General features: G+C 69.9%; 21 protein-coding genes, 1 tRNA gene and 1 pseudogene. 13 read left to right on the top strand and 10 right to left on the bottom strand.

Annotated features, from left to right (window positions below; translation table 11 throughout):
* Nucleotides 1–34: 34 nt before the first annotated feature.
* Nucleotides 35–2,208, bottom strand: a pseudogene (gene kdpB / locus ABCR83_RS04700) (potassium-transporting ATPase subunit KdpB).
* Between the two features lie 196 nt (nucleotides 2,209–2,404).
* On the opposite strand from kdpB, the gene ABCR83_RS04705 reads away from it, so the two are divergent.
* On the top strand, nucleotides 2,405–3,676 hold the full coding sequence (locus tag ABCR83_RS04705; RefSeq protein WP_462693483.1) for a DUF1266 domain-containing protein: 1,272 nt from the start codon (nucleotides 2,405–2,407) through the stop codon (nucleotides 3,674–3,676).
* A gap of 340 nt (nucleotides 3,677–4,016) precedes the next feature.
* On the opposite strand, the gene ABCR83_RS04710 is transcribed toward ABCR83_RS04705, so the two are convergent.
* The 3 genes from ABCR83_RS04710 to speB all read right to left on the bottom strand — a co-directional run bounded on the left by ABCR83_RS04710 (nucleotide 4,017) and on the right by speB (nucleotide 6,998).
* Complete coding sequence (locus ABCR83_RS04710) at nucleotides 4,017–4,694, bottom strand: RloB family protein (RefSeq protein ID WP_462693484.1); 678 nt, start codon at nucleotides 4,692–4,694, stop codon at nucleotides 4,017–4,019.
* Nucleotides 4,694–5,953 (bottom strand): AAA family ATPase, encoded by a 1,260-nt coding sequence (locus tag ABCR83_RS04715; protein ID WP_462693485.1) that lies wholly within the window; start codon nucleotides 5,951–5,953, stop codon nucleotides 4,694–4,696. Before ABCR83_RS04715 ends, ABCR83_RS04710 begins: the two co-directional genes overlap by 1 nt.
* An 82-nt stretch (nucleotides 5,954–6,035) precedes the next feature.
* Nucleotides 6,036–6,998, bottom strand: a complete 963-nt coding sequence (gene speB, locus ABCR83_RS04720) for an agmatinase (protein ID WP_462693486.1) — start codon at nucleotides 6,996–6,998, stop codon at nucleotides 6,036–6,038.
* A 154-nt stretch (nucleotides 6,999–7,152) separates the two neighbouring features.
* Here speB and ABCR83_RS04725 point away from each other — a divergent pair, with 154 nt between their 5' ends.
* The gene (locus ABCR83_RS04725; RefSeq protein ID WP_462693523.1) at nucleotides 7,153–7,950 is read left to right on the top strand and encodes a phosphatase; all 798 of its coding nucleotides are present in this window, start codon (nucleotides 7,153–7,155) and stop codon (nucleotides 7,948–7,950) included.
* Nucleotides 7,951–7,965: 15 nt separating this feature from the next.
* On the opposite strand, the gene ABCR83_RS04730 is transcribed toward ABCR83_RS04725, so the two are convergent.
* The 4 genes from ABCR83_RS04730 to ABCR83_RS04745 all read right to left on the bottom strand — a co-directional run bounded on the left by ABCR83_RS04730 (nucleotide 7,966) and on the right by ABCR83_RS04745 (nucleotide 11,106).
* Complete coding sequence (locus tag ABCR83_RS04730; protein WP_462693487.1) at nucleotides 7,966–8,145, bottom strand: hypothetical protein; 180 nt, start codon at nucleotides 8,143–8,145, stop codon at nucleotides 7,966–7,968.
* A 120-nt stretch (nucleotides 8,146–8,265) separates the two neighbouring features.
* Complete coding sequence (locus tag ABCR83_RS04735) at nucleotides 8,266–9,150, bottom strand: acyl-CoA thioesterase (RefSeq protein ID WP_462693488.1); 885 nt, start codon at nucleotides 9,148–9,150, stop codon at nucleotides 8,266–8,268.
* Nucleotides 9,151–9,193: 43 nt separating this feature from the next.
* Nucleotides 9,194–10,351 carry an acyl-CoA dehydrogenase family protein gene (locus ABCR83_RS04740; protein WP_462693489.1) on the bottom strand — a complete coding sequence of 386 codons (1,158 nt, stop codon included), beginning with the start codon at nucleotides 10,349–10,351 and terminating at the stop codon, nucleotides 9,194–9,196.
* 134 nt (nucleotides 10,352–10,485) lie between these two features.
* Complete coding sequence (locus ABCR83_RS04745) at nucleotides 10,486–11,106, bottom strand: SACE_7040 family transcriptional regulator (protein WP_462693490.1); 621 nt, start codon at nucleotides 11,104–11,106, stop codon at nucleotides 10,486–10,488.
* An 87-nt stretch (nucleotides 11,107–11,193) separates the two neighbouring features.
* Between ABCR83_RS04745 and ABCR83_RS04750 the strand changes: the two genes are divergently transcribed.
* From ABCR83_RS04750 to glmS, 7 genes are all read left to right on the top strand, one after another.
* Nucleotides 11,194–12,825 carry a carboxyl transferase domain-containing protein gene (locus tag ABCR83_RS04750; protein WP_462693491.1) on the top strand — a complete coding sequence of 544 codons (1,632 nt, stop codon included), beginning with the start codon at nucleotides 11,194–11,196 and terminating at the stop codon, nucleotides 12,823–12,825.
* Nucleotides 12,826–12,839: 14 nt separating this feature from the next.
* On the top strand, nucleotides 12,840–14,918 hold the full coding sequence (locus ABCR83_RS04755) for an acetyl-CoA carboxylase biotin carboxylase subunit (RefSeq protein WP_462693492.1): 2,079 nt from the start codon (nucleotides 12,840–12,842) through the stop codon (nucleotides 14,916–14,918).
* Nucleotides 14,915–15,853, top strand: coding sequence for a hydroxymethylglutaryl-CoA lyase (locus tag ABCR83_RS04760; RefSeq protein ID WP_462693493.1), 939 nt, complete (start codon nucleotides 14,915–14,917; stop codon nucleotides 15,851–15,853). The genes ABCR83_RS04755 and ABCR83_RS04760 overlap by 4 nt, the downstream gene beginning before the upstream one ends.
* 3 nt (nucleotides 15,854–15,856) lie before the next feature.
* Nucleotides 15,857–17,023 carry an acyl-CoA dehydrogenase family protein gene (locus ABCR83_RS04765; RefSeq protein WP_462693494.1) on the top strand — a complete coding sequence of 389 codons (1,167 nt, stop codon included), beginning with the start codon at nucleotides 15,857–15,859 and terminating at the stop codon, nucleotides 17,021–17,023.
* Nucleotides 17,024–17,060: 37 nt separating this feature from the next.
* The gene (locus ABCR83_RS04770) at nucleotides 17,061–17,942 is read left to right on the top strand and encodes a DUF4429 domain-containing protein (protein WP_462693495.1); all 882 of its coding nucleotides are present in this window, start codon (nucleotides 17,061–17,063) and stop codon (nucleotides 17,940–17,942) included.
* An 84-nt stretch (nucleotides 17,943–18,026) separates the two neighbouring features.
* Nucleotides 18,027–18,302, top strand: a complete 276-nt coding sequence (locus ABCR83_RS04775; protein ID WP_462693496.1) for a hypothetical protein — start codon at nucleotides 18,027–18,029, stop codon at nucleotides 18,300–18,302.
* A gap of 64 nt (nucleotides 18,303–18,366) precedes the next feature.
* On the top strand, nucleotides 18,367–20,187 hold the full coding sequence (gene glmS, locus ABCR83_RS04780; RefSeq protein ID WP_462693497.1) for a glutamine--fructose-6-phosphate transaminase (isomerizing): 1,821 nt from the start codon (nucleotides 18,367–18,369) through the stop codon (nucleotides 20,185–20,187).
* Between the two features lie 266 nt (nucleotides 20,188–20,453).
* Here glmS and ABCR83_RS04785 read toward each other — a convergent pair whose 3' ends face one another.
* Complete coding sequence (locus ABCR83_RS04785; RefSeq protein ID WP_462693498.1) at nucleotides 20,454–20,975, bottom strand: universal stress protein; 522 nt, start codon at nucleotides 20,973–20,975, stop codon at nucleotides 20,454–20,456.
* 484 nt (nucleotides 20,976–21,459) lie between these two features.
* Here ABCR83_RS04785 and ABCR83_RS04790 point away from each other — a divergent pair, with 484 nt between their 5' ends.
* The 4 genes from ABCR83_RS04790 to ABCR83_RS04805 all read left to right on the top strand — a co-directional run bounded on the left by ABCR83_RS04790 (nucleotide 21,460) and on the right by ABCR83_RS04805 (nucleotide 24,307).
* Entirely contained in the window at nucleotides 21,460–21,792 is a 333-nt protein-coding gene (locus ABCR83_RS04790; RefSeq protein ID WP_462693499.1) for a hypothetical protein, read from the top strand.
* A gap of 366 nt (nucleotides 21,793–22,158) precedes the next feature.
* Nucleotides 22,159–23,508: a helix-turn-helix domain-containing protein gene (locus ABCR83_RS04795; RefSeq protein ID WP_462693500.1), complete on the top strand. Its 1,350-nt coding sequence runs from the start codon at nucleotides 22,159–22,161 to the stop codon at nucleotides 23,506–23,508.
* Nucleotides 23,509–23,513: 5 nt separating this feature from the next.
* Nucleotides 23,514–24,119, top strand: a complete 606-nt coding sequence (gene orn, locus ABCR83_RS04800; RefSeq protein WP_462693501.1) for an oligoribonuclease — start codon at nucleotides 23,514–23,516, stop codon at nucleotides 24,117–24,119.
* Nucleotides 24,120–24,234: 115 nt separating this feature from the next.
* Nucleotides 24,235–24,307: transfer RNA gene (locus ABCR83_RS04805), tRNA-His, on the top strand.
* A 75-nt stretch (nucleotides 24,308–24,382) separates the two neighbouring features.
* Here ABCR83_RS04805 and ABCR83_RS04810 read toward each other — a convergent pair.
* Nucleotides 24,383–24,790 (bottom strand): peptidase inhibitor family I36 protein, encoded by a 408-nt coding sequence (locus tag ABCR83_RS04810; protein WP_462693502.1) that lies wholly within the window; start codon nucleotides 24,788–24,790, stop codon nucleotides 24,383–24,385.
* Between the last annotated feature and the right edge of the window lie 80 nt (nucleotides 24,791–24,870).

The following is a 24,870-nucleotide window of genomic DNA, read 5'->3' on the forward strand; positions in this document are numbered from 1 at the left end:
ATCCCGCCGCAACAATCCGGGGCGGCGCGGCCGGTCAGATGCCCGGTACGTACTGGACCAGCAGGTCGATGAGCTTGATCCCGAGGAACGGCGCGATCAGGCCACCCACCCCATAAAGCCCCAGGTTGCGGCGGAGCAGATCATGGGCCGAGGAGGGCGCGTAGCGCACGCCGCGCAGGGCAAGCGGAATCAGGACGACGATGATCAGCGCATTGAAGACGATCGCCGAGGCGATGGCCGAGGTCGGACTGTGCAGGCCCATGACATTGAGCTTCTCCAGCCCCCGGTAGCCGGCCACGCCGCCGAACATCGCGGGCACGATCGCAAAGTACTTGGCGACGTCATTGCAGATGGAGAAGGTGGTGAGCGCGCCCCGGGTGATCAGCAGCTGCTTGCCGATCTCCACGATCTCGATCAGCTTGGTGGGGTTGGAGTCCAGGTCCACCATGTTCCCGGCCTCCTTGGCGGCCGAGGTGCCGGTGTTCATGGCCACCCCCACATCCGCCTGGGCCAGCGCCGGGGCGTCATTGGTGCCGTCACCGGTCATCGCCACGAGATTGCCGCCCGCCTGCTCCTCCCGGATGCGGGCGAGCTTGTGCTCGGGGGGGCCTCGGCGAGGAAGTCGTCCACCCCTGCCTCGGCCGCGATCGCCTTGGCGGTGAGCGGGTTGTCACCGGTGATCATGACGGTCTTGATGCCCATGGTCCGCAGCTCGGCGAAGCGTTCCGCGATGCCGGGCTTGACCATGTCCTTGAGGTGCACGGCACCCAGCACCCGGGCGCCGTCGCGGTCCTCGATCGCGACCAGCAGCGGGGTGCCGCCGTCCGAGGCGATGGAGTCGGCGATCCACCCGGCCTCGGCGGGCACGACACCGCCGCGCCGGGCGACCCACTCGGTCACCGCGCCGCTCGCGCCCTTGCGAACCCGCAGCAGCTCGTGCTCCCCCTCGTTCTCCTCGTTCTCCCAGGCGAAGTCGGCGCCGCTCATCCGGGTCCGGGCGCTGAAGGGCACGAAGTGCCCGTGCGAGAGCTCCCCTTCGGGGCGTTGCCGCAGCCCGTACTTCTCCTTGGCGAGGACGACGATCGACCGGCCCTCCGGCGTCTCGTCGGCCAGCGAGGCGAGTTGGGCGGCATCGGCCAGCAGCTCGTGGGCAACTCCCCTGACCGGCACGAAGGATGCCGCCTGCCGGTTGCCGAGGGTGATGGTGCCGGTCTTGTCGAGCAACAGCGTATTGACATCGCCGGCGGCCTCGACGGCCCGCCCGGACAGCGCGATGACATTGCGCTGGACCAGCCGGTCCATGCCCGCGATGCCGATCGCGGAGAGCAGCGCCCCGATGGTGGTGGGGATCAGCGTGACCAGCAGCGCCACCAGCACGGTGATGGTCTGCTGAGCACCCGCCCAGGAGGCCATCGGCTGCAGACTGACCACGGCCAGGATGAAGATGACGGTCAGCGAGGCCAGCAGGATGTTGAGCGCCAGCTCATTGGGGGTCTTCTGCCGCGAGGTGCCCTCGACCAGGGCGATCATGCGGTCCAGGAAGGTGTGCCCGGAGCGGGAGGTGATCCGTACCACGATCCGGTCCGAGAGCACCTTGGTGCCCCCGGTGACACCGGAGCGGTCACCGCCGGACTCGCGGATCACCGGCGCGGACTCCCCGGTGATCGCCGACTCGTCCACGGCCGCGACGCCGTCCACGACCTCGCCGTCACCCGGGATGATCTCGCCCGCCTCGACGACGACAAAGTCCTGCGGCCTCAACTCGGCCGCCGGAACCCGATGCTCCTCCCAGTCGGACGGCCGGATTCCGACCCGCCAGCTCTGCAGCCGCCGGGCGATGGTGGTGCTGCGCGTCCGCCGCAACGTCTCCGCCTGCGCCTTGCCCCGCCCCTCGGCGACGGCCTCGGCGAGATTGGCGAAGACCACGGTGAGCCAGAGCCAGCAGCTGATCAGCCAGGTGAAGACCGACGGGTCGAGAACGGCGGACAGCGTGGTGAGCACGGAGCCCACCTCGACGACGAACATCACCGGGTTCTTGACCATCACCCGGGGATGGAGCTTGCGGATCGCCTCCGGGAGCGAGGCGATCAACTGCCGGGGCTCAATGGCACCACCGGCCACCCTGCGGTGGCGGCGCCTGCCGGGCGGAGCCGGGGACGGGACCGGGGCCTGTGGGGTGACATCCCGCTCGGGGACCAGGTGCAGCATCGCGAGGTGGCCTTCGACGGTTCGGGGGGTGGATGATCACCCCACCCAACCGCGCGCGGATTGCCCCGGATGTGATTCCTGACGGGCTTCTGTCGCCCGGATCCTGCTGATTGATGCCGTCTTGATGTGCACGGCGGTTCCCCGCGGGCAACGGCCGGGCAACCTCGGCGGAGTCGCATCTGTACAGTTCGAGACCATGGGGATATCCGACGAGATGGCACCTGCCCCCGCCGCAGGCCAACAAAGCGCGCCAACTGGCCCGGAGTCAAACGGCAATGCGCCCGCCGCGCCTCCGTGGCAGGCGCCCACCGATATCGAGCAGCAGCTGTACGACGCCAAGATGCGCGGAGACTGGGCCGCATACCTCGATGTCCTCGCCGGTACGGACCTCTTCCATGCAATGTCCCGCGACTTCGCCGACGGGAACCCGGGAAAGGTCCTGGCCACCGTCTACTGGGAGCCCCGTACCGGCACCGAGTGCTACGCCTACCTGACGCAGGGCGTGCTCCCCGCCCCCGTGGCGGATCCGGTCTACTATCACGACACCCTCGAAGGACTCGTCGATTACTGGCCCCGGCCCAACGCCTGGCTGGCCATCAACCCGGGCACGCCGTGCGAGGCATTCCTTCCCGCCACACCCGCCCATCGGGCCGTGTGGGCGGAACACGCCCGACGCGCACCGGCGGAACCGCCGAGGTCATTGCGTACGCTCCGGGTCGGCGGGCCGCTGCTCGGGCCCGTCGCCCATGGACTGGCCTGTGGCGCGCTGCTGTTTGTGAACAACAATCTCCTCTGGAACGCCATGGCATATCACGGCCAGGGATACACCGGAGAGCGCCGAGCCCTGGAACGCTGGTGGGGCGTGACCAGCCGCGAGAAGTGGCAGGACTACCAAGCCGCCCTGCTCCAGGGAAACATGGTCAGCTCCCTGTGGGAGTTCGTACTGGAGGTGCGGCGCGCGATCGCCCGTGAATACGGTGGCTCGGTCGAGCTCCTGCACTGGCGGGAGGTCACCGCACGGGCCATCCGGCGCAACATCGTGGCGGCGAATCCCGAAGCCGAAATCGACGAGCCCGCAGTGGCCGCGGAGATCAAGAGAGTTCAGCAGCTGATCGGCCGCATCACCCGGTACGAGGCCAGGTTCCGGGCGGATGGATTGCTCGCCGAGGGGAAGTTCGTGCGGTCAGTCCTCGCCTGGGATTACGGGCGGGCATCGGGCATGGCACGGTGGGGCCTGGGGGCCCGGTTCTGCGATCTGCCCGAGGCAGAGGCGGCCGTCATCCGGGCCGGCCGGAACAGCCAGGCGGAATACCATTCTTGGGCGGACTTCTCTGCCGGATACATCCTCGGCCGGTGCCTCCATTTCGACGAGGAGGAATTCGGCGACTGGTACCAGGACGTGCTCGAAGCCCACCGGCTGCTCACCACCGACCCGGGCAGCCCCTGGCTCAACATCCCCTGGAAATAGCCCGCCGGAGGCTGGGCCAGGCGTCCAGGACGCACACTTCACGCACCCGCACCGCCATCAGTCCCCGTAGGAGCGATCACGCCCATCCACATGCGGCGCCCCAGCTCGTCCAGCTCATCCGACCGGGGAGATCCTGCGAACCACCGGGCCGGTACCTTCCCCATCGTTGCCCCAGATCGCATACGTCCACCTCTGGCTCGGCGACTGCCATCCGAGCTGCCCATGGCTGTATACGGTGCCGAACCCACCCCAGACCAGTACGCCGGTACCACTCGCGCGGAAGAACCCTACGGGCATCCCGCCCGCTGCCGGAAATCCCCTGAACAGCGCCGGACGTCCATCAGTACGAGGCGATACCGAGCCCCTGCTCGACGAACTCGTAAACGTCGGTGTACGGGTCGCGCTTGTGCAGCGGCAGATAGTCCGGATGCTGGGCGTTCATCTGCAGCGCCCGGTTTCTGGCGTCCTTGTACCCGCCCTTGATCTGCTTCGGCAGGATGGCCTTGATACCGCCCGGCACCTTGTGCCAGTCGGTGGGCAGCCGCTGCTCCGCCAAACCACAGTTCCCACTGAAGGTGCCGGTCGCGGGCTTGAGGTGCAGCACGCGCCAGACCTCGAAGCAGGGATGCGAGAAGGCGACCGGAAGCTTGTGCCTTCTCGCGAGGGAGAGAGCGGCCTCGACGTCCGGATGGTTGTCGTGGTCGAAGAGGCACCAGACCTGTGTCCGGAACTTCGACGGGATCTTGGCCTTCTTGTCGTCCCGCTGCTTCTCCGCCTGAAGGTCGATGGCGCGTTCCACCAGATCGAGCGGCTTTCTGCGCGAACCGTCGTCCTTGGCATTGGCGATATGGACGTCGACCGTCAGTGACGGATCAACCGGTTTGCCCTGCTTCCTTACGATCTCGATGTAGTCCCGCTCGGTCACCTTGCCTTCGGCGAAGACGTACACCACACGAGTGCGCCTGCTCCCGGGCCTTTTCGCCGCCGCGAAGTCGGACTTCCCTCTGGTCTTCGCCATCAGGCCCGGTCCCCCTCCTTCGCTGCCACGGCTGCGCCCCACGTATCGGGCATCAGACGTCGGGCGATCTGTCCCTCCAGCAGCGAGGGCACGCCCCCGAAGGCACCCGCCAGGTAGGACTTGGTGAGGTCCTCCTCCTCGCCCGGGGACGCGGCGGTGAGCGGGTACAGCTCGGTGGCACCGTCCTCGTCCTTCTCCGTCAGCCACACCTGTCCCGGTTCCAGCAGCCGCTCGCCACTCGGGCTGCTCAGCACGGTGGCATCGTGAGAGGTGAACACCAGTTGCGCACCACGTGGGTTGGAGTCCGGGTCATGGAAGATCCGGATGACCTCGGCGGCAAAGCGGGGATGAAGGCTGGCGTCCAGCTCGTCGATGAGGAGGACGGCTCCGCTGTCCAGGGCCAGCAGCATGGGTCCGAGCAGCGCGAACCAGGAACGGGTTCCGAAGGACTCCCGGCTCCAGTCGAACGCCACCTCCCCCGTGGCCGACCGGTGCAGCAGCCGGACGGCTCCCGGCCCGGCGCCCTCCTGCTCGATCTCAGCGCCGGTGATGCCGAGATCGGCGACCCGCAGCAGTTCTCTGATGCGGTCGCCTTGCTCCCCGGAAAGCCCCTGTGCGGTGAACGCCTCGCGCTGCGCCCGTTCGGTCTCCGGGCCGATCTCCCACAGGTTGCGCCGGAACCAGTGGAAGAGCGGAGAGAGCTGAGGGTGGTTGTCCGTGCCGGCTGTGGACAGCAACAGGGCGTTGGCGCGGGTCCGCCTGGCCAATTGGGCCCTGTCCTTGACCCGATTGCCCGGCCAGCGGAAGGGATCCGGTCGGGAGGCGTCCCGGTCCAGCCACTCCTGACGACGGCCGTGCGGGTAGCTGTGCACCCACTCGGCCTCCACCCGGTCGGGACCGAGTTCGAAACCATAAGTCCAGCGGACACCGTCGATGGCGATGTCCGCCTCGAAGAACGACGGCTCTCCCGTGCTCTTGGGATCGAGCGCGAACACCTCCCGAGGGGTGCCCTCGTGGGACGCCCACTTGGCGTAGGAGTCGAGCACGGCTTGGCGCATGCGGGCCATCGCCCGCAGGACGTTGGACTTGCCGGAGGCGTTCGCACCGAAGATGCCCAGAAGTGGGAACACCACCAGAACGCCTTCGGCCAGCTCCACCTCGCGACCGCCGTACGCCTCCTCGTCCGGTGGCACGACGAACGACAACTCCTGCTCATCACGCAGGGAACGCACGTTCGCGACCCGGAACCTCAGCAGCATGCTGTCCACCTCACGCGGCTCAGGGTAGCCGCAGGCACTGTCACCCGCTCCCCTCGGTCAATTATCCGAGCAGGTCAGGCCCCTACGAACGGGACGCAGCGACCTGCCGCGACATGATCGTCGTCAGCTCGTAGGCCGTGTGCGAGGCCGCGACCGAGGTGATCTCGGCGTGGTCGTAGGCCGGGGCGACCTCGACCAGGTCGGCAGAGACCAGGTGGCAGTCGGACAGGCCGCGGATGATCTCCAGCAGCTCGCGGGAGGTCAGGCCGCCCGCCTCCGGGGTACCGGTGCCGGGGGCGTGGGCCGGGTCCAGGACGTCGATGTCGATGGAGATGTAGAGCGGGCGGGCGCCGATGCGCTGACGCAGCTGGTCGGCGATCTCGTCCACGCCGCGGCGCATCACATCGGCGGAGGTGACGATGCCGAAGCCCATCTTGGCGTCGTCGTCCAGGTCCTGCTTGCCGTACAGCGGCCCCCGCGTGCCCACGTGGGAGAGCGCGGAGGTGTCGAGGATGCCCTCCTCCACGGCGCGCCGGAACGGGGTGCCATGGGTGTATTCGGCGCCGAAGTAGGTGTCCCAGGTGTCCAGGTGGGCGTCGAAGTGCAGCAGGGCCACCGGGCCGTGCTTCTTGGCGGCCGAGCGCAGCAGGGGCAGGGCGATGGTGTGGTCGCCGCCGAGGGTCATCAGCCGGGCGCCGGTGCCGAGGAGGCCATCGGCCGCGGCCTCGATGGTCTCCACGGCCTCGTTGATGTTGAAGGGGTTCGCGGCGATGTCGCCCGCGTCCGCGACCTGGGCGAGGGCGAAGGGGGAGGCGTCCTGGGCCGGGTTGTAGGGGCGCAGCAGGCGGGACGCCTCGCGGATGGCGTTGCCGCCGAAGCGGGCGCCCGGCCGGTAGGAGACTCCGGTGTCGAAGGGCACGCCGACGACGGCGACATCGGCCGTGCCGACCTCGTCCAGCCGCGGCAGGCGGGCGAAGGTGGCCGGACCGGCGTAGCGCGGGATGCGGGACGAGTCGACGGGGCCGCGCGGGGCGTCGGTGGTCATGCGGGGAGCCTCTCGGTCGCTGCGATGGACGTACCCGAGGGTAGGCACGACGGAGGGCGCCGCACATATACGGAACTGTGGATCCGGCTTCCCCTTATGGACATCACGTCCATCGCGCATGCGTACGGGGAAGAATGGCCTCATGCCGATGCCGATGCCAGTGCCCGTGCCCGTGCCCAGCCGTGCCGAACTGATCGATCACCTCGTCCGGACCCGCATCGCGGGTGTGGTCGCGACGCCCCGGGCGAACAGCCTGGACCACTATCGCAAGCTCGCCCACGGCGACCGGCTGCACTGGCTGGGCGTGGAGCTGGGCGACCGGTGGGCGGATGAGCAGGATGTGCTGGCGGTGATGGCGGAGCGGTGCGGCGTCAGTGACGATCCCGAGCTCCGCCTGGGCCAGGACACCATCGACCCGGAGCTGACGGTCACCGCCCTGGAGCGGATGGCCGCCTTCCTGCGCAAGGCCGCGGAGACCCGGCAGCGGGTGCTGTTCGCGACCGGGCACCCCGGCGGGCTGCTGGATGTGCACCGGGTGACGGCCGCTGCACTGCGGGCGACGGGGGGCGAGATCGTCTCCACCCCGGGCGGGCTGCGGGCCGACGACGGCAATGTGTACCAGGTCGCGGACGTGGCGGTGTACGAGCGCGGTGCGACGCTGTGGCACACCCATTCCCCCGCGCCGATGGCGGCGATCCTGGACGGCCTGCGGCGGGACGGCCGCCCGCTGCCGGACCTGGTCGTCGCCGACCACGGCTGGGCGGGCTGCGCGGCCCAGCGCGGCATCGACACGGTCGGCTATGCGGACTGCAACGACCCCGCGCTCTTCCTCGCGGAGGCCGAGGGCACCCTGCAGGTGGCCGTGCCGCTGGACGACCATGTCACGGATCCGCGCTTCTATGAGCCGATGACGGCGTATCTGCTGGCGGCGGCGGGACTGCGGCAGGACTGACTCGTCAGAAGCGCCCTAATCCACCTTCCGCGCGCGCCCGTTCCAGCCCCGGACCGCCAGCCAGCTGCCCCCGTACAGCACGGCGGCCTCCGCCACCCGCCACGCCAGCCCCGATATCAGCCGGTCGGCGCCGGTGAGTTCGACGATCCGCTGATGCCAGACGATCAACAGGAGGATGCCGAACACTATGATCACCGCTCCTCCGGCGATCAACAACACCTGAGCCGCGCGTGACACTTCATCCCCTCCCTGTCCCCACAATCAATGTTTGGCAAAGAGAGTACAAGCGCCCTCCGACATCGCAGTGACCGCGGCTCAGTGCCGCGGCACCCGCACCACGCCCTCCTGTATCACGGAGACCGCCAGCTGCCCGTCCGCGGTGAAGATCCGCCCCCGGGCCAGCCCGCGGCCGCCCTGCGAGGTGGGGCTCTCCTGGTCGTACAGCAGCCACTCGTCGGCGCGGAACGGCCGGTGGAACCACATCGCGTGGTCGAGGCTGGCGCCGACGACATCGCCGACCACCCAGCCGCCGCGGCCGTGGGCCAGCAGCACCGAGTCCAGCAGCGTCATGTCGGAGACATAGGTCGCCAGGCAGACATGCAGCAGGGGGTCGTCCGCCAGCTTGCCGTTGGTCCGGAACCACACCTGCGATCTGGGCTCGCGCGGCTCGCCCGCGCTGGCGAACGGCGGCTCGTCCACATACCGCAGGTCGACCGCCGCGCGCGCCGCCAACAGCCGGTCCACCACGGCCGGTCCGCCGATCAGCCCGGCGTGCCGGGACAGCGTCTCGGCGGCGGTGGGGAGGGTGAGCGGGTCCGGCGCGTGCGGCATCGGTTCCTGGTGCTCCAGCCCCTCCTCGTACGTCTGGAACGACGCGGAGAGGTGGAAGATCGGCTGCCCGTGCTGGACGGCCACCACCCGGCGGGTGGTGAAGGACCGGCCGTCGCGGATGCGGTCGACGGTGTAGACGATGGGCACCCCGGGGTCGCCGGGGCGCAGGAAGTAGGCGTGCAGGGAGTGCGCGAGCCGGTCTCCGGGCGCCGTGCGCCCGGCGGCGACCAGGGCCTGCGCGGCCACCTGACCGCCGAAGACGCGCGGGATGAGCGCATGACGACTGACGCCTCGGAAGATGTTCTCCTCGATCGGTTCGAGGTCGAGGAGATCGAGGAGATCGTGCAGGGGGGTGCTGGGCTCGTTCATGAGCGGGACGTTCCTTACCGCCTCACGGCGTTTCTTACGGTTCTCACAGCCCCATCGACTTGGCGATGATGGAGCGCATGACCTCGCTGGTGCCGCCGTAGATGCGGCTGACCCGGGTGTCGGCGTACAGCCGGGCGATGGGGTACTCCATCATGTAGCCGTATCCGCCGTGCAGTTGGAGGCACCTGTCGATGACGACGGCGGCCCGCTCGGTGGTGAAGAGCTTGGCCGAGGCGGCGTCGGCGGCGGTGAGCTCACCGGCGTCGTGCGCGTCCAGGGCCCGGTCGACGACCGCCTGCATCGCGTCGACCTCGGACTTGCAGTCGGCGAGCACAAACTTGGTGTTCTGGAACGAGGCGACCGCCTTGCCGAAGACGGTGCGCTCCCGGACGTACGCCTTGGCGAACTCGAGGGCGGCGGCCGACTGGGCATAGGCGCTGAAGGCGATGCCCAGCCGCTCCTGCGGAAGGTTCTGGCCGAGGTAGCCGAAGGCCTTGCCCTCCTCGCCGAGCAGGTCCGCCACGGGCACCTTGACGTCGGTGAAGGAGAGTTCGGCGGTGTCGGAGGTCTTCAGCCCGAGCTTCTCCAGCTTGCGGCCGACCGCATAGCCCTCGGATGCGGTGTCGACGACGAGGATGGAGATGCCGCCGCGCCGGTCCTCGGGGGTGGCGGGGGCGGTACGGGCGCAGACGAGCACCCGGTCGGCCAGGACGCCGCCGGTGATAAAGGTCTTGGCGCCGTTGAGGACATAGTGCGTACCGTCCGCGGAGAGCCTGGCAGTGGTCCGCATGCCCGCCAGATCGGAGCCGGTGCCGGGCTCGGTCATGGCGATGGCGGTCATCATGTCGCCCGAGACAAAGGGCGGCAGCCAGCGCCGCTTCTGTTCCGCACTGGCGTACTTGAGCAGGTAGGGCAGGCAGAGCGCGGTGTGCACCCCGCTGCCGCCGAAGCTGACGCCCGCGCGGGCGCACTCCTCGGTGATGACGGCCTGGTACTTGAAGCTGCTCTCGCCGGCCCCGCCGTACTCCTCGGGGACCTCGATGCCGAAGACGCCCAGTTCACCGAGCTTCTTGTAGAACTCGCGCGGCGCCGCGCCCGCCTCGCGCCACTCGTCGTAGTACGGCACGACTTCGGCGGCGATGAAGTCGCGGATGGTTTCCCGGAATGCCTCGTGATCCTCGTTGAACACCGTACGACGCACAGCTACCCCCTCGCGTGGGCCCGTTGGCCCGGTCCCGAGCCCGGCTAAGCGCTTGCTCAGCGAAAGCTACCCGCCGGTCGCCTCAACTGTCCAGAACCGAGCGGTCAAGAGGGTCAGGTGCGCCACCCCGCCGCTCACCCGGACAGCGCGGCCAATGCGCCGTGCGCCAGCCTGCGCAGCAGGGCCGCGGTGGCCTCGCGGCCGGGCAGGGCGCCCGGACGGCCCAGGTGCGGAGTGGAGTTGAGCAGGCCGAACACGGCGTGCACGGCGGCCCGGGCGTCGGCCTCGGCCACCTCCGGATGCAGCCGCCGGACCACCTCGACCCACAGCTCCACATACTGCCGCTGGAGTGAGCGCACCAACTTGCGGTCGCTGTCACGGAGGTGGCCCAGCTCGCGGTCGTGGAGGACGATCAACGCGCGGTCGTCCAGCGCGAAGTCGATGTGCCCGTCGATGAGCGAGCCGAGCACGGCGGCCGGGCCGCCGTCCGACCCGGCGGCCGCGGCGACCCGCTCCCGGCCGCCCGCGAGCAGCCGCCCGCTGATGCCCACCAGCAGCTCGGCGAGCATCGCATCCTTGCCCGCGAAGTGGCGGTAGAGGCCGGGACCGCTGATCCCGACGGCCGCCCCTATCTCATCCACCCCCACTCCGTGGAAACCGCGCTCGGCGAAGAGCCGGGCGGCCTCCTGGAGGATCCGCTCCCGGCGGCTCGGGGCGGGGATGACCGCCTGGGCTCGGCTTGCTGCATCGTTCACGGAAGAAATTGTAGACAGGTCGGTTAGCGGGCGTTAACCTGAAGGGGATGTGTTAACGCTCATTAACCGAGCAAGGGGGCTCGTGTCATGCAGCAGGCACCCGCGCTGACCAGCGCCGCGGACCCGGCGTCCGACACCTGGCGCGCTCATGAGGCCGCGCATCGCGAGCTGGCCGCCGGGCTGCGGGAGAAGCTCGCCACCGCCCGGCTGGGCGGTGGCGAGCGGGCCCGGGCGCGGCACACCGAGCGGGGCAAGCTGCTGCCCCGTGACCGGGTGGACACCCTGCTGGATCCGGGCTCCCCGTTCCTGGAGCTCGCCCCCCTGGCGGCCGACGGGATGTACGGCGGCGCGGCACCCGCCGCGGGCGTGATCGCCGGTATCGGCCGGGTGTCCGGCCGCGAGGTGGTGATCGTCGCCAATGACGCCACGGTCAAGGGCGGCACCTACTACCCGATCACCGTCAAGAAGCATCTGCGCGCCCAGGAGATCGCGCTGGAGAACCGGCTCCCCTGTCTGTATCTGGTCGACTCCGGCGGTGCCTTCCTGCCGATGCAGGACGAAGTGTTCCCCGACCGCGAGCACTTCGGCCGGATCTTCTACAACCAGGCCCGGATGTCGGGCGCGGGCATCCCGCAGATCGCGGCGGTCCTCGGGTCCTGCACGGCCGGTGGCGCCTATGTCCCGGCGATGAGCGACGAGGCGGTCATCGTGCGCGGCCAGGGCACCATCTTCCTGGGCGGGCCGCCCCTGGTGAAGGCCGCGACGGGCGAGGTCGTCACAGCCGAGGAACTGGGCGGCGGCGAGGTCCACGCCAAGGTCTCGGGCGTCACCGACCACCTCGCCGAGGATGACGCACACGCCCTGCGGATCATGCGCACCATCGTCTCCACGCTCGGCGAGCGCGGCCCGCTGCCCTGGTCGGTGGAGCCCGTGGAGGATCCCAAGGCCGATCCGGCCGGGCTCTATGGCGCGGTCCCCGTCGACCCCCGTACGCCCTACGATGTGCGCGAGGTCATCGCCCGCGTGGTGGACGGCTCCCGATTCGCCGAATTCAAGGCCGAGTTCGGGCAGACGCTGGTGACGGGCTTTGCCCGCATCCACGGCCACCCGGTGGGCATCGTCGCCAACAACGGCATCCTGTTCTCCGAATCCGCCCAGAAGGGCGCGCACTTCATCGAGCTGTGCGATCAACGGGGCATCCCCCTGGTCTTCCTGCAGAACATCTCGGGCTTTATGGTCGGCCGGCAATATGAGGCGGGCGGCATCGCCAAGCACGGCGCCAAGATGGTGACGGCGGTGGCCTGCACCCGGGTGCCCAAGCTGACGGTCGTCATCGGCGGCTCCTATGGCGCGGGCAACTACTCCATGTGCGGCCGGGCCTATTCGCCGCGCTTCCTGTGGATGTGGCCCAACGCCAAGATCTCTGTGATGGGCGGCGAACAGGCGGCCTCGGTGCTCGCGACCGTCAAGCGCGATCAGTTGGAAGCGCGCGGCGAGGAGTGGAGTGCGGCCGAGGAGGATGCCTTCCGCGCCCCGATCCGCGAGCAGTACGAGACCCAGGGCAACGCCTACTACGCCACCGCGCGGCTGTGGGATGACGGCATCATCGACCCGCTGGAGACCCGGCAGGTGCTGGGCCTGGCACTCACCGCCTGCGCCAATGCGCCACTGCCCCAGCGAGACCCGGCCGCACCCGGCTATGGCGTCTTCCGGATGTGAGAGGACACTCCACCATGTTCGAGACGGTCCTGGTCGCCAACCGAGGCGAGATCGCCGTACGCGTGATCCGCACGCTGCGCGCGCTCGGCATCCGCTCGGTCGCCGTCTTCAGCGACGCGGACGCCGACGCCCGGCATGTGCGCGAGGCCGACACGGCCGTCCGCATCGGCCCGGCGGCCGCCGTGGAGAGCTACCTCTCCATCGAGCGGCTGCTGGCGGCGGCCGCCCGCTCGGGCGCGCAGGCCGTCCACCCCGGCTATGGCTTCCTCGCCGAGAACGCCGCCTTCGCCCGCGCCTGCGAGACCGCGGGCCTGGTCTTCATCGGCCCGCCCGCCGGGGCGATGGAGCTGATGGGCGACAAGATCCGCGCCAAGGAGACGGTGCGGGCGGCGGGCGTCCCGGTGGTGCCGGGTTCCTCCGGCAGCGGCCTGTCCGATGCCGAACTCGCCGCTGCCGCACGGGAGATCGGCATGCCCGTGCTGCTGAAGCCCTCGGCGGGCGGCGGCGGCAAGGGCATGCGGCTGGTCCGCGAGGGGGCCCTGCTCGGCGAGGAGATCGCCGCCGCCCGGCGCGAGGCGCGCGGCTCCTTCGGCGACGACACACTGCTGGTCGAGCGCTGGATCGACCGTCCCCGCCATATCGAGATCCAGGTGCTCGCCGACTCCCACGGCAATGTCATCCACCTCGGCGAGCGCGAGTGCTCCCTCCAGCGCCGCCATCAGAAGATCATCGAGGAGGCGCCCAGCGTCCTGCTGGATGCGGACACCCGGGCGGCGATGGGCGCCGCCGCCGTCCAGGCCGCCCGCTCCTGCGGCTACACCGGCGCGGGCACGGTGGAGTTCATCGTGCCGGGCAACGACCCGGCCTCGTACTTCTTCATGGAGATGAACACCCGCCTCCAGGTCGAGCACCCGGTCACCGAGCTGATCACCGGCCTTGACCTGGTGGAGTGGCAGCTCAGGGTCGCCGCCGGCGAGGAGCTGGCCCTGACCCAGGAGGAGGTGACCTTCACGGGCCATGCCGTGGAGGCCCGCATCTGCGCGGAGGTTCCCGCCCGGGGCTTCCTGCCCTCGGCGGGCACGGTGCTGGATCTGCGCGAGCCGCGGGGCGAGGGCGTCCGGGTGGACTCCGGCCTGGCGGTGGGCACGGAGGTGGGCACCTCGTACGACCCCATGCTCGCCAAGGTCATCGCCCATGGTCCGGACCGGGCGACGGCACTGCGGCGCCTGCGGGCGGCCCTGGCCGAGACGGTCGTGCTGGGGGTCGACACCAACACCGGCTTCCTGCGCCGGCTGTTGGCCCACCCGGATGTGGTCTCCGGCGATCTGGACACCGGCCTGGTGGACCGTGATGCGGCATCGCTCACCCCGGACGAGGTGCCGGAGGAGGTGTTTGCGGCGGCCGCACTGCTGCGGCAGGCGGAGTTGGAGGCCGCCCAGCCCACCCCCTCCGGCTGGGCCGACCCGTTCTCGGCCCCCAGCGGCTGGCGGCTGGGCGGCGAAGCCGCCCGGACACCTCACCACCTGCGGATCCCGGGCCACGACCCGGTGACGGTCCAGGTGCGAGGCCACACGGCGAGCGCGGAAGTCGCGCTGGAGCCTCCCGTGCTCGAAGCTCGGGAACCCGGGGGCAGGGCCCCCGGCGAACCGACCACCGCCGCGCTCAGCAGCGAGGGGCTGGCCCGGCTCTCCTCCTCCGGGCACCTCACCCTCGAACTCCACGGCGTCACCCACCACTTCACCCACGCCCCCGGCCCGGACGGGCACTGGCTGGCTGCCAATGGCGACACCTGGCACGTCATGGCCCATGACCCCGTGGAAGCCCAAGCCACCGGCGGTCCCGCACACGCAGGAGCGCTCACCGCCCCCATGCCCGGCACCGTCACCGTCGTCAAGGCGAGCGTCGGCGACACGGTGATCGCGGGCCAGAGCCTGCTGGTCGTGGAGGCCATGAAGATGGAACACATCATCGCCGCCCCCCACGCCGGGACGGTCACCGAGCTGGATGTCACCCCGGGCAGCACGGTCGCCATGGATCAAGTACTCGCCGTTGTCGCCCCCGAGGAGACCCGACACCTTACGGAGACCTCATGACCGAGGGACTGCCGATGGCCGTTCGGGAGCCCGGCCTCCCGGCCCGGGTCCGCATCCATGAGGTCGGCCCGCGGGACGGCCTGCAGAACGAGAAGACCACCGTCCCGACCGAGGTCAAGGCGGAGTTCATCCACCGCCTCGCCGCCGCCGGGCTCACCACCATCGAGGCAACCAGCTTTGTGCACCCCAAGTGGGTGCCCCAACTCGCCGACGCCGAGCGGCTGCTGCCCCTGCTCGCGGACGTCGGGGCCCGCCTCCCCGTCCTGGTGCCCAACGCACGGGGCCTCGACCGTGCCCTGGCCCTCGGGGCACGGGAGATCGCCGTCTTCGGCAGCGCCACCGAGTCGTTCGCCAAGGCCAACCTCAACCGCACCGTCGATGAATCCCTGAAGATGTTTGCCCCGGTCGTGGCCACGGCCCGGGAGGCCGGTCTGAAGGTCCGCGGCTACCTCTCCATGTGCTTCGGCGACCCCTGGGAGGGCGCCGTGCCGATCGCCCAGGTGGCCGGGGTCAGCCGGCGGCTCATGGAACTCGGCTGTGATGAACTGAGCCTCGGCGACACCATCGGCGTCGCCACCCCCGGTCAGGTCACCGCCCTGCTGAAGGCGCTCAACGAGGCCGGGGTGCCCACCGAGCGGCTCGCCGTCCACTTCCACGACACCTATGGCCAGGCCCTGGCCAACACCCTCGCGGCGCTGCGGCACGGTGTGACCACCGTGGACAGCTCCGCCGGCGGCCTCGGCGGCTGCCCCTACGCCAAGAGTGCCACCGGCAATCTCGCCACCGAAGACCTCCTATGGATGCTCAACGGCCTCGGCATCACCACCGGGGTCGACCTCGGCCGTCTCACCGCCACCAGCGTGTGGATGGCCGACCAGCTGGGCCGACCCAGCCCGTCCCGCACCGTTCGTGCCCTCTCTCACCAGGAGCGCTGAGCCATGCCCCTCGATCACCGTCTCACCTCCGAGCACGAGGAACTCCGCCGCACTGTCGAGGAGTTCGCCCACGATGTGATCGCCCCAAAAATCGGCGACTTCTACGAGCGTCACGAGTTCCCCTATGACATCGTGCGCGACATGGGCCGCATGGGCCTGTTCGGACTGCCCTTCCCCGAGGAGTACGGCGGGATGGGCGGCGACTATCTCGCCCTCGGTCTTGTCCTGGAGGAGCTCGCCCGGGTGGATTCCTCCGTGGCGATCACCCTGGAGGCAAGCGTCTCCCTGGGCGCGATGCCGATCTACCGCTTTGGCACCGAGGAGCAGAAGCGCGAGTGGCTGCCCAGGCTCTGCTCCGGCGAAATGCTGGGCGCGTTCGGCCTGACCGAGCCCGAGTTCGGCTCGGATGCCGGCGGCACCCGCACCACCGCCCGCCTGGACGAGGCCACCCAGGAGTGGGTGATCAACGGCACCAAGGCATTCATCACCAACTCGGGCACCAATATCACCGGCCTGGTCACCGTCACCGCCGTCACCGGCCGCACGGCGGAGGGCAAGCCGCTGATCTCCTCGATCATCGTGCCGTCCGGCACCCCCGGCTTCACCGCCGCGGCGCCCTACTCCAAGGTCGGCTGGAACGCCTCGGACACCCGCGAGCTGTCCTTCTCCGATGTGCGGGTGCCCGCCGCCAATCTGCTGGGCCAACAGGGCCGGGGATACGCCCAGTTCCTGCGCATCCTCGACGAGGGCCGGATCGCGATCTCCGCCCTGGCCACGGGCCTCGCCCAGGGCTGCGTCGACGAGTCCCTGGCCTATGCGAAGACCCGCCATGCCTTCGGCAGGCCCATCGGGGCCAACCAGGCCATCCAGTTCAAGCTCGCCGACATGGAGATGCGGGCCCACACCGCCCGCCTCGCCTGGCGCGACGCCGCCTCCCGGCTGGTGCACGGCGAACCGTTCAAGAAGGAGGCGGCGCTCTCCAAGCTCTACTCCTCGGAGATCGCGGTCACCAACGCCCGCGAGGCCACCCAGATCCACGGTGGCTATGGCTTTATGAACGAATACCCGGTCGCCCGCATGTGGCGGGACTCCAAGATCCTGGAGATCGGCGAGGGCACCAGCGAGGTCCAGCGGATCCTGATCGCCCGCGAGTTGGGAGTTACCGACTGACCGTGACATCCCCGTCCGGCCTGGGAGAATTCCACCCATGGCTGAGATTCTCCAGAAGGACGGCACGTGGACCTTCGACGGCAGCACGATACGGATCGTGCCGGGCCGGGAGCGCGGAGGGCACCCGGTCCGCCAGACCCTGGGCGAACTGGCCGTCCCCCTGGCCGCGGTGGCGGGCATCGCCTGTGAGCCGGGCCGCAAGGGCGGCCGGCTCAGGCTGCGGCTGCGCGATGGAGCCGACCCGCTCACCCAGGTCGCCCGCGGGCGACTGCCGGAGGCCGGAGACCCTTACCAGCTGAGGATCGAAAGCGACCGGATGGGCGTCGCGGAGTACTTCACGGACGAGGTGCGCAACGCCCTGCTGCTGGAGCAGGTGCCCGACGGACCCACGGACCGCTTTCTGCTCCCCGGCCCCGCCGTACCGCTGTCGGTGGGGGCCGGAGACGGAACGGCCTCCTTCGACGGCGAGCGAGTCCGGCTGGAGTGGAACTGGATCACCGAGGAGGGCAAGGCGTCCGGCGGCCCCCGCACGCTCCCGCTCTCCGAGATCCGCTCGGTCGAGTGGCGGCCCGGCGCCGGCCTGGAGAACGGCTACCTCCGCTTCATCACCCCACAGGCCTCGGCCACGACCCCGGCCAAGCACGACCCCAACGCCATCGAGCTCTTCGGCTTCAAGAAGGACGGCCTGATGGCCCTGGTGGCGGCCGCCGTGGTGGCCCGGCTGCCACACCCCTCCGGCCGTCCGCAGGACGCGGCACCGGCCGCCGCCCTGCCCACCGGCGAGACCTCCGATGCGGGCACCTCCGACCATGACGCCCTGCTGCGCCGGCTGCGCGAGCTGGGTGAGCTGCACCACACCGGAATCCTCACCGACGAGGAGTTCGCCGCCGCCAAACAGGCCGTCCTCAGGCGCTTCTAGCACCTCACTCACCCATTGACCCCATCCTGCCCGAATTCGGGCAGGATTCTTGCAAAAGTCTCCCGCACCCCTCAGTATCAACGGGTGCTCGAACGCCGCATGTCCCACGACGACCTGGTCGACCACCTGATGCGCAGCACGCCGCTCCAGCACGGCGAGGCCGCCCGGGTGGTGCTGGATGTGCTGGCGTACTTCGACGAGACGGCCGAGGAGTTCGTCCGCCGCCGCCACCGCGAACTGCAGTCCGGCGGCATGGTCAACGCGGAGATCTTTGAACGGATCGCGGCCGAGCTGCCGCACCGCGCGGTGGCCCCGCCCGAGCTCTCACTGCGGCAGCTGCGCCGCATCGTCTACGGCTGAGGGCGGCGGCTTCTGCCGCCTTGCCGAGCATCCATTGAACCGTCTGTCCCAGGGAGGTCCCGCCATGTGCGGAATCGTCGGTTACATCGGCAAGCGTGATGTCGCTCCGCTGCTGCTCGAAGGTCTGCAGCGACTGGAGTACCGCGGCTACGACTCCGCCGGGATCGCCCTCCACTCCAGCGGCAAGGGCGGCGGTCTGAAGGCCGCCAAGGCCAAGGGCCGCGTACGGGAGCTGGAGTCGCGGCTGCCCAAGCGCTTCGCGGGCACCACCGGCATCGCGCACACCCGCTGGGCCACCCATGGCGCCCCCAACGACATCAACGCTCACCCCCACCTGGACGCCGAGGAGAAGGTCGCGGTCGTCCACAACGGCATCATCGACAACGCCGCCGACCTCCGCGCCCGGCTGACGGCCGAGGGCATCACCTTTGTCTCCGACACCGACACCGAGGTGCTCGCCCACCTCATCGGCCGCTCCCAGGCCCCCACCCTGGAGGAGAAGGTCCGCGAGGCGCTGCGGCACATCGAGGGCACCTACGGCATCGCCGTGCTGCACGCCGACTTCCCGGACCGCATCGTCGTCGCCCGCAACGGCTCCCCCGTGGTGCTGGGCATAGGCGAGAAGGAAATGTTCGTCTCCTCGGACGTCGCCGCCCTGGTCAGCCACACCCGGCAGGTCGTCACCCTGGACGACGGCGAAATGGCCACCCTCAAGGCCGACGACTACCGCACCTACACCACCGAGGGGTCCACCACCTCCGCCCAGCCGACCACCGTGGAGTGGGAGGCCGAGTCGTACGACATGGGCGGCCACGACACCTATATGCACAAGGAGATCCACGAGCAGGCCGACGCCGTGGACCGTGCGCTGCGCGGCCGGATCGACGACCGCTTCTCCACCGTGCACCTGGGCGGCCTCAACCTCGACGCCCGGGACGCCCGCGCGGTGCGCCGGGTGAAGATCCTGGGCTGCGGCACCTCCTACCACGCCGGCCAGATCGGCGCCCAGATGATCGAGGAGCTGGCCCGGATCCCCGCCGACGCCGAGCCCGCCTCCGAGTTCCGCTACCGCAACCCGGTGGTGGACCCCGACACCCTCTACATCGCAGTCTCCCAGTCCGGTGAGACCTATGACGTGCTGGCCGCCGTCCAGGAGCTCAAGCGCAAGGGCGCCCGGGTGCTGGGCCTGGTCAACGTGGTCGGCTCGGCGATCGCCCGGGAGACCGACGGCGGCATCTATGTGCACGCCGGCCCCGAGGTCTGTGTCGTCTCCACCAAGTGCTTCACCAACATGGTGGTCTCCTTCGGGCTGCTCGCACTGCACCTGGGCCGCACCCGTGACCTGTCCGTCGCCGACGGCAAGCGGATCATCGAAGGCCTGCGCAAGCTGCCCGCCCAGATCGCCGAGATCCTGGCGAACGAGGCCGAGATCGAGAAGCTGGCCGCGGAGTACGCCGACGCCAAGTCGATGATGTTCATCGGCCGGGTCCGTGGCTACCCGGTGGCGCGGGAGGCCTCGCTGAAGCTCAAGGAGGTCTCGTACATCCACGCCGAGGCCTACCCGGCCTCCGAGCTCAAGCACGGCCCGCTGGCCCTGATCGAGCCCGCGATGCCGACCGTCGCGATCGTGCCGGACGACGAGCTGCTGGAGAAGAACCGGGCCGCGCTGGAGGAGATCAAGGCCCGCAGCGGCCGCATCCTCGCCATCGCGCACCAGGAGCAGGAGAAGGCCGACCACACCGTCGTGGTGCCGAAGAACGAGGACGAGCTGGACCCGATCCTGATGGGCATCCCACTCCAGCTCTTCGCCTACTACACGGCGAAGGCCATGGGCCGGGACATCGACAAGCCCCGCAACCTGGCGAAGTCCGTCACGGTGGAATAGGGGTGACCGACGGCGCTCCCCGCGCGTGCCACCAAACGCGCGGGGAGTCCGCCTCCCCGTGCCGGCGTCGCCCTCGCGCCGGCGGTGATGCCGCCGGTCCCGGGAACCGTCACCTCCCGTCCGGCAGCACGCACATGCCGGTGTTCTACCCGCGACCGAGGCATCATCCACCCCTACGCATGGGTAAATTGCGTCCGCCGTCAACGACGGCACAACACATTCCCCTTGCCCCAGCAGTGAGTTGACACACCGGCAGGGAGTGTCGGTCAGGGGATGACGACAACCGGCCGCTGTGCGCGCCGGGCCAGCCGCCCCGCCACCGAGCCGAAGATCCGGCCGACGATGCCATGCGTCGAGCCGACCACAATGGCGTCGGCCGCGTACTCCCGGCCGACTTCCTCCAGTTCATGGCAGATGTCCCCACCACGCTCGACGAGGATCCAGGGCACCTCGGAAAGATAGTCGGCGCAGGCCAGCTCGAGCCCGAGGACCTCGGTGCGATGGTCCGGCACATCGACAAAGACCGGTGGCTCACAGCCCGCCCACACGGTCGTCGGCAACCGGTTGGCGACATGGACGATGATCAGCCCCGAGCCCGAGCGCCGGGCCATGCCGATTGCATACGCAAGCGCTCGTTCACTCGACATGGAACCGTCGAAGCCCACCACGACACCGTGCTGGAACGCCGGGTCGCAGGAATGACGTGTTTCTTCCGCCGCTTCGGGGTGCGCCGTTTGATCGGCGACCCGCTTGCGGTCCGCGGGTTCGGAGAATTCGTGACCGGCCATGGATGTCTCGGCGAAGGAAGTCCTCTTGCGGAGGGATCGGCGGTGGACTGAGTGCAGTTGTCGCGGGACGGGTGCGGTGCGGGACGGACGGAGGTGGAAAAATCCGTCCGGGATTCATCTTTTCAAGGGCTTACCCCCCAGGGTACGGCGCCACTCACGACGTGCCCAGAGGGTCCTTGTGCGGCACGCCCCCACACCACCGGACACCCGCGGCACACGGTGCCGGGACGGCCGACCCGGACGCCGCGGCGGGTCGCACCGCCCCGACGGGGCCGGTGAGTGCCGGACGCCCGGCCAGAAGGTGCGGCACGCGGTGCCCCCTCAACGGGTGTGACGGTGAACGGGAGAGCGTTCACCGGAGCATGCACGAGGGCAGCGCGGAGCGCAATGCCCCGGTCCCACCACCCCTGCCCGCTCCCCGAGTGACCCACACGCCGAACCGCCGTTGTACTACCGCCAGCAGCCGCCACCAGGGAGCCGCTCCGTGCCCGGAACCCGTGATGACGCCCAGAACGACGACACCGAGCGGGAATCCCCCGATCCGGTGAGCGACGTGGTCCGCTGGGCGGTGTTCAGCTGTGTGCTGGTCCCGGTCGTCCTGCTGATGTGCGGTCAGTCCTTCGGGGGCGCCGCGGGATGCGCCGCCGGCCTGGTGGCCGTCACCTGCGCGTGCCGCGCCCTGCTGCGCCGGTCCGAGCGCACCGCGGCCCGGATCGTCACCGAGCAGGCCGTACCGCACCGCGGGCGACATGGCCGTACCGGCGCCGGTACGCATCGCGGAGCCCGCCATCCGGGCGCAGGTACGGCCGTCGACTGAGCTTTCTTACGCATGCACCATAGGTTTTCGGCCAACTTCGGGCCGAAGTCCATTCCTTGGCCCCAGCCGCTCCCAACAGCCGGGCGACCAGCAAGGAAAGGACCGCCGGTCACGGTTGCACCCTACGGGGATTGGGCAGGGGCGAGAGGCGTACTTTTCAGCAGGCCCTGCAAGTGCAACGCTTCGTGATCGAACGCTTCGCGCCAAGTTGTCATGTCGACATAGAGCCGGGTGGTGAACTGGTCACCGCGACTACATCCGACCCAGTAGATTCGATCTTGGCCATGACCGGCGGGGGAACCGTTCAGGACCGAGGGGAAACGTGCAGGACCGAGAGGACTCGACCGCCGAGGGGGGCTTAGCGCCATGAGCCAGGACTCCACGGCCGTACCGGAGACCGTGCGCAAGCTCTCCGGACGCCGCCGCCGGGAGATCGTCGCCGTATTGCTCTTCAGCGGCGGCCCCATCTTCGAAAGCTCCATTCCGCTCTCCGTGTTCGGAATCGACCGACAGGACGCCGGAGTTCCCCGCTACCGCTTGCTGGTGTGCGCGGGCGAAGATGTGCCATTGCGAACAACCGGCGGCCTGGAATTGACCGCACCATACGGATTGGAGGCGCTCTCCAGGGCCGGCACCGTCGTCGTACCGGCCTGGCGGTCGATCACCCAGCCGCCACCGCCCGGCGCACTCGACGCGCTGCGCCGGGCCCATGAAGAGGGCGCCCGCATCGTGGGGCTGTGCACCGGGGCCTTTGTGCTGGCCGCCGCGGGCCTGCTCGACGGCAGACCCGCCACCACCCACTGGATGTACGCGCCGACGCTCGCCAAGCGCTATCCGTCGGTCCATGTGGACCCCCGGGAGCTCTTCGTCGACGACGGTGACGTACTGACCTCCGCGGGCACCGCGGCAGGCATCGATCTATGCCTGCACATAGTCCGCACCGATCACGGCGCCGACGCCGCGGGGGCCCTGGCCCGCCGGCTCGTCGTACCACCGCGCCGCAGCGGCGGGCAGGAGCGCTACCTCGACCGGTCTTTACCAGAGGAGATCGGCGCCGACCCGCTCGCCGAGGTCGTCGCCTGGGCGCTGGAGCACCTCCACGAGCAGTTCGACGTGGAGACCCTGGCCGCCCGTGCCTATATGAGCCGCCGCACCTTCGACCGGCGGTTCCGTTCGCTCACCGGCAGCGCGCCGCTCCAGTGGCTGATCACCCAGCGGGTGCTGCAGGCACAGCGGCTCCTGGAGACCTCCGACTACTCCGTGGACGAGGTCGCCGGGCGCTGTGGGTTCCGTTCGCCGGTGGCCCTGCGCGGCCACTTCCGCCGGCAGCTGGGTTCCTCCCCGGCCGCCTACCGGGCCGCCTACCGGGCACGCCGGCCCCAGGGAGGCCCGACCGACCGGCCGGAACGGGGCGAGCGGCCGGACCGGGCGGAGCGGAGCGACCGATTCGACCGGGCGGAGATCGGCGAGCCCAGATCCGGGGAACCGTCATCGGTGATGGCCATGCGGCGCACGGCCCTGGCCGCCGCCCATGCCGTCACCGGAGCGCCCCTGGGCGGTCCGCCGCACCATGGCGGACCAGGCGGGCACGGCATGCATCCCGGGCATATCACCCATGGGGTGGGTCACGGTCCAAATGTCACGGATCCCGGTAAACCGGATTCCGATCTCTATAGCCCTCACCTGCCCGGCCAGCGGGAACGCCCCGTAGGGTGAGTCTCATGAACGATCGCATGGTGTGGATCGACTGCGAGATGACCGGGCTCTCGCTGTCGGACGACGCGCTCATCGAGGTGGCCGCCCTGGTCACCGACTCTGAGCTGAACATCCTCGGCGACGGTGTGGACATCGTGATCCGCCCGCCCGCCGAGGCCCTGACCACCATGCCCGAGGTGGTGCGCCAGATGCACACGGCCTCCGGGCTGCTCGCGGAGCTGGACGGCGGGACGACGCTCGAGGAAGCAGAGCGGCGGGTCCTGGCGTACGTCCGCGAGTTTGCCCCGGAGCCGGGCAAGGCCCCGCTGTGCGGAAACTCGGTCAGCACCGACCGCGGTTTCCTGCTGCGGGACATGCCCGCCCTGGAGAGCCACCTGCACTACCGGATCGTCGATGTCTCCTCGGTGAAGGAGCTGGCCCGGCGCTGGTACCCGCGCGCCTACTTCAACAGTCCCAAGAAGAACGGCAGCCACAGAGCGCTGTCCGACATCCGCGAGTCGATCGCCGAGCTCCGCTACTACCGCGAGGCGGTCTTCGTGCCCCAGCCCGGCCCGGACTCCGACACGGCAAAGGCGATCGCGGCCAGGCACGTCCTGCCCGTTCAGGGGTGACGACACTGCCAGGAGCAGTGACGCAGCTCGCTCCCGACTCGGCGAAAGGCGGGAGCGAGCACCCCTGAGGACCCTGTACACTTTTTCTCGGCCGGTGGGAAACACACCGGGCGCGGTGGGTATAGCTCAGCTGGTAGAGCACCTGGTTGTGGTCCAGGATGTCGCGGGTTCGAGTCCCGTTACTCACCCTGAAGAGCCGAGGGCCCGGTCTGCGGAAGCAGACCGGGCCCTCGGCGCTGCGCCCACCGGCGCATGAGGGACCGTCAGCCCTTGGCTGCCTTGCCCCACTTCTGGGAGACGACCCGGTGCCCGAAGTTATGGGGCAGGTTCCGCTCCCCGTGCTCCGGCGCCAGGGTGACCGCATGCCCCTTGAAGTCCTTCTGGTCCCAGACGGTCACCTCGGACCTGCCATGGTTGTAGAGCGACTCCACATGGTCGAGGGAGCGGGTGTGCTGCAGGTCCCTGATGTCACCCCGGAGCCTGGTGACCTGGCCCGTGTAGTTGGCGCCGCCGTAGGCGCAGAGGTCACCGACCGGACAGCCGGCCGGGGCCCGCTCCGGGCGGTGGGGTGAGGGCCCGGTCACCGCACCGGCGGCGGACCCGGCGGCGGGGACGAGGAGTACGGACAGACAGAGCGTGGCGGCGATTCGCCACTTACGGTGAGCAGTCATGTGGCAAGAGTTAGCAGAACACTTTGGGGCGGGGCGGGACCGTGGGCCGCCGGGGGCGGGGGTGTCGGACGGACCGATGT

This window comes from Streptomyces xingningensis (genome assembly GCF_054957865.1).

Coding starts and splice junctions, on each gene's coding strand:
- speB (WP_462693486.1), bottom strand. CDS start 6,998: ATGACCACCGACGCCCCGCGCGGCCCCGTCGACTCGTCCCGCATCCCG.
- ABCR83_RS04765 (WP_462693494.1), top strand. CDS start 15,857: ATGCCCCTCGATCACCGTCTCACCTCCGAGCACGAGGAACTCCGCCGC.
- ABCR83_RS04785 (WP_462693498.1), bottom strand. CDS start 20,975: ATGGCCGGTCACGAATTCTCCGAACCCGCGGACCGCAAGCGGGTCGCC.
- ABCR83_RS04755 (WP_462693492.1), top strand. CDS start 12,840: ATGTTCGAGACGGTCCTGGTCGCCAACCGAGGCGAGATCGCCGTACGC.
- ABCR83_RS04760 (WP_462693493.1), top strand. CDS start 14,915: ATGACCGAGGGACTGCCGATGGCCGTTCGGGAGCCCGGCCTCCCGGCC.
- ABCR83_RS04810 (WP_462693502.1), bottom strand. CDS start 24,790: ATGACTGCTCACCGTAAGTGGCGAATCGCCGCCACGCTCTGTCTGTCC.
- ABCR83_RS04710 (WP_462693484.1), bottom strand. CDS start 4,694: ATGGCGAAGACCAGAGGGAAGTCCGACTTCGCGGCGGCGAAAAGGCCC.
- ABCR83_RS04735 (WP_462693488.1), bottom strand. CDS start 9,150: ATGAACGAGCCCAGCACCCCCCTGCACGATCTCCTCGATCTCCTCGAC.
- ABCR83_RS04715 (WP_462693485.1), bottom strand. CDS start 5,953: ATGCTGCTGAGGTTCCGGGTCGCGAACGTGCGTTCCCTGCGTGATGAG.
- ABCR83_RS04795 (WP_462693500.1), top strand. CDS start 22,159: ATGAGCCAGGACTCCACGGCCGTACCGGAGACCGTGCGCAAGCTCTCC.
- ABCR83_RS04750 (WP_462693491.1), top strand. CDS start 11,194: ATGCAGCAGGCACCCGCGCTGACCAGCGCCGCGGACCCGGCGTCCGAC.
- ABCR83_RS04725 (WP_462693523.1), top strand. CDS start 7,153: ATGCCAGTGCCCGTGCCCGTGCCCAGCCGTGCCGAACTGATCGATCAC.
- glmS (WP_462693497.1), top strand. CDS start 18,367: ATGTGCGGAATCGTCGGTTACATCGGCAAGCGTGATGTCGCTCCGCTG.
- orn (WP_462693501.1), top strand. CDS start 23,514: ATGAACGATCGCATGGTGTGGATCGACTGCGAGATGACCGGGCTCTCG.
- ABCR83_RS04705 (WP_462693483.1), top strand. CDS start 2,405: ATGGGGATATCCGACGAGATGGCACCTGCCCCCGCCGCAGGCCAACAA.
- ABCR83_RS04770 (WP_462693495.1), top strand. CDS start 17,061: ATGGCTGAGATTCTCCAGAAGGACGGCACGTGGACCTTCGACGGCAGC.